Source organism: Hominisplanchenecus murintestinalis (assembly GCF_943193015.1).
In the GTDB taxonomy this organism is placed as follows: Bacteria; Bacillota; Clostridia; order Lachnospirales; family Lachnospiraceae; genus Hominisplanchenecus_A; species Hominisplanchenecus_A murintestinalis.
The window spans coordinates 1-3,173 of sequence record NZ_CALPCM010000095.1 but is presented as its reverse complement, the minus strand read 5'-3'; the positions used below and the strand labels follow the sequence as shown (position 1 = coordinate 3,173).

Here is a 3,173-nt window from a genome sequence, read left to right as displayed (position 1 = left end):
TATGAAGTGATGAGATGTCTGAAAACCCATAAAGAGCCAGCAGACGCAGCAGTGTATAGATTTATTTTGAAGAAAGAAAGAGAAGGAAAGTCAAAACGTGCAGCAAAAATAGCGGGATTAAATAAATTCCTTAGGATTTATTATGCATGTGTGATGGAAGTATACCAGAAGTAAAAAGAACTAAAACAGCGGATACGGCAGAACGGATTTTCCACCGGTCTAATTGTCGTGGGAAAAATTCATACGAAAAATATATTTAAAAACCTGCTAAAAAGTCTTGACTTTTGTTAGCAGGTTTTTATGTTCTTTTTTCGGGCAGTTATCTATCTGCTCATGCAACGCAGATTTGATTTATACATAGCATGTCAGGGAAAGGCAGGAAGCCAGTTAAAAAAATCCTTGCTTATGCAGCGAGACTTCTCACCATGAGGGTAGAAGTACAATCTCCATATAACAGAATTATCATTTCCTATAACCGTGAAGGTCACAGTGCCTTTGCGGTTTTTCTTTTGTCGTTTTTTATCGGAATATACAGCAGGGTTGTTTCTGATATGCGGTGTCGTTCTCCGCCTCTCCATCTGGATTTTTACAGTTCAAACTATCTTACACGGACTTCTGCCGCCGCAGGCAAGCCGACTAGACCTATATGGACAAGCTTTTTATTCCTGTTCAAGGCTGTTTGCTTGAAGTCGTGCGAGAGCAATACACGGATTTCTATCGGGATAAAGAGCGGTGGCGTTATCTTCAGAAACTGGATACAAAGAACAGCCTGCTTTCTTTGGATGGGTTTGTTGATGATGCGGGCAATGCTCTGGATTTCATAGCTGATGAAGCGGTAGACATTGCAGAAACTGTTGTCAATGTGGCGATGGTAGACAGGCTGAAAGATACCCTGCCCTTATTGTCAGATAGCGAGCAGGCATTGATAAAGGCAATTTTCTTTGACGGGTTTTCCGAACGGAAACGCCCCAGACGGCGGCAAATTCGTTGATAAAAACAAGACAGCAGGGAAAACGGACAATCAAGACGACCGTCAGAAATGCGGAAAAAACCATGAAGACCGCAGACAAAGGCACGGTCAAGGCGACGGAAAAAGGCGTGAAAACTGCAAAGGCGACATCCAAGACAGCGATTAAGACCACCGAGCAGACCGCAAAGGCGGCGCAGAAAACGGCAAAAGTGTCCGCCAAAGCCGCCCAGAAAGCGGCACAGACGGCGAAAGCCACCGCAAAGGCGACAGCACATCCTATACCCCTGTCAGTGCGGAGGTGGAAGCCTACACGCCGCTGATACAGAAGTATGCGAAGCAGTACGGAATCCCCGAATATGTGGAGCTTATCAAGGCGGTGATGATGCAGGAATCTGGCGGCAAAGGCAGCGACCCGATACAGGCGGCGGAGGGGAGCTTCAACAAGAGATACTCCCATGAGCCAAACGGCATCAAAGCCCCCGAATATTACATCGAGTGCGGCGTACAGGAACTGAAAGCTGCCCTCATTTCAGCCGAGGTGGAGAATCCGATTGACATGGAGCGCATCAAGCTCGCTTTGCAGGGCTACAACTTCGGCAACAGGTATATCTCATGGGCAAAGACCAACTACGGCGGCTATTCCTATGCAAATGCAGTGGAGTTTTCCGCAATGCAGGTGAAGCGGCTCGGTTGGGAGAAATACGGCGACACGCAGTACCCCGCCCATGTGTTACGCTATTACCCATACGGGCGTTTACAAGTGGCGGCAATCAAGCCATTGTAGAGGTTGCTTTGACGCAGCTTGGTAACAAGGGCGGTCAGCCTTATTGAAGCTGGTACGGCTTTGAGGGACGTGTGGAGTGGTGTGCCTGCTTCGCATCGTGGTGTGCCGACCAGTACGGGTATCTGGAGAGCAGCATCACCCCGAAATTCTCTCTCTGTTCGGACGGAGTGAACTGGTTCAAGGGCAAAGGGCAATGGCAGGATAAGGACTATGAGCCGCAGGCAGGCGACCTTATTTTCTTTGACTGGGGGAGCGACGGCTCAATCGACCATGTGGGAATCGTGGAGAAATGCGAGAATGGGACGGTCTATACCGTGGAGGGCAACTCTGGCTCTTTTGCTTTACATATAAACATTTTTAGCATATACAGCTACTTAATGTTGGTTTATGCACACATATAATTTTCTATTTTCACAGCAATAATTTTAAAGTTTGCATTTATAATAATCGGCAGTTGATTACTAAAGCAATCCTCTAAAATACTGGTAATTTTGGAAATAAAAAAATTATTCTGTTTGTTTGGGAATATATTCGTTTGGTGATAGGTTTCTTAAAATAATTTAAAACAAATGTGTATCACTCCAACTTTTCATATCTTTTAAAATTGGAATAAAACTTTTTCCCAATTCAGTCAAAGAATATTCTACTTTTGGTGGGACTTCTGGATATATGTATCTGGAAATAAAACCATCCTGCTCTAGTTCACGGAGTTGCTTTGTTAAAGTTGATTGCGTAATGTCACCTAACCGTCTTCTTAATTCTCCAAATCTTTGTACTTCATATTCAGCGATATACCACAATATTGTTATTTTCCATTTTCCACTTAAAATATTTTGAATCCTAACCATAGCAACACATTGGGGTAATGGTGCTTTCATATTGCTCATAAAATCCCTCCGTTTTTTAGTTGCATTATACTACGCTGTCCCATTTCTTTCAAGGTACTAGTATTTTTGATACCGGTATCTTTTTTTGCACTATAAACAAAAAAAGACAGTACTTTTCTTTTTATAAATGATTGCTATAATGTGATGCAAGAAAGGTGGTGAGAGAGATAAATACATCAATAAATATAGCGGGGGTATCTTTTAAGAATCCAATTATGCCTGCTTCTGGAACATTTGGCTCAGGACAAGAATATAGCGAATTTATTGATTTGAACCAATTAGGTGCTGTTGTTACAAAAGGTGTTTCTTACTATCCGTGGGAGGGAAATCCACCGCCCAGAATCATGGAAACAGCTAGTGGAATGATAAATGCTGTTGGTCTACAAAACCCAGGAATTGATGTTTTCTTAGAGAGGGATATTCCATTCCTACAAAAATTTAATACAAAGGTAATTGTTAATGTTTGTGGTAATACAGTAAATGATTATATAAAAGTTGTGGAACGCTTATCTGAACAGGCAATAGATATGTT

3 protein-coding genes and 2 pseudogenes are annotated in these 3,173 nt (G+C 42.8%); 4 read left to right on the top strand and 1 reads right to left on the bottom strand.

The features are described 5' to 3' along the window. The 3 genes and pseudogenes from NFR99_RS15515 to NFR99_RS14970 all read left to right on the top strand — a co-directional run. Positions 1–174: pseudogene (locus NFR99_RS15515) on the top strand (IS110 family RNA-guided transposase); the annotation flags it as partial. A 472-nt stretch (positions 175–646) separates the two neighbouring features. Then, positions 647–991, top strand: coding sequence for a sigma-70 family RNA polymerase sigma factor (locus NFR99_RS14975; protein WP_465221066.1), 345 nt, complete (start codon positions 647–649; stop codon positions 989–991). Further along, a pseudogene (locus NFR99_RS14970) lies at positions 991–2,155 on the top strand (lysozyme family protein); the annotation flags it as partial. The gene NFR99_RS14975 and the pseudogene NFR99_RS14970, both read left to right, overlap by 1 nt. A 159-nt stretch (positions 2,156–2,314) precedes the next feature. On the opposite strand, the gene NFR99_RS14965 reads toward NFR99_RS14970, so the two are convergent. After that, positions 2,315–2,641, bottom strand: a complete 327-nt coding sequence (locus NFR99_RS14965; RefSeq protein ID WP_120486483.1) for a winged helix-turn-helix transcriptional regulator — start codon at positions 2,639–2,641, stop codon at positions 2,315–2,317. A 167-nt stretch (positions 2,642–2,808) separates the two neighbouring features. Between NFR99_RS14965 and NFR99_RS14960 the strand changes: the two genes are divergently transcribed. After that, positions 2,809–3,173 (top strand): beta/alpha barrel domain-containing protein (locus NFR99_RS14960; RefSeq protein WP_465221067.1); only part of this gene is annotated, 365 nt, incomplete at its 3' end.

What these genes read in the sequence shown, in the direction of transcription:
- NFR99_RS14975 (WP_465221066.1), top strand. Translation starts at nt 647, where the DNA reads ATGGACAAGCTTTTTATTCCTGTTCAAGGCTGTTTGCTTGAAGTCGTG.
- NFR99_RS14965 (WP_120486483.1), bottom strand. Translation starts at nt 2,641, where the DNA reads ATGAGCAATATGAAAGCACCATTACCCCAATGTGTTGCTATGGTTAGG.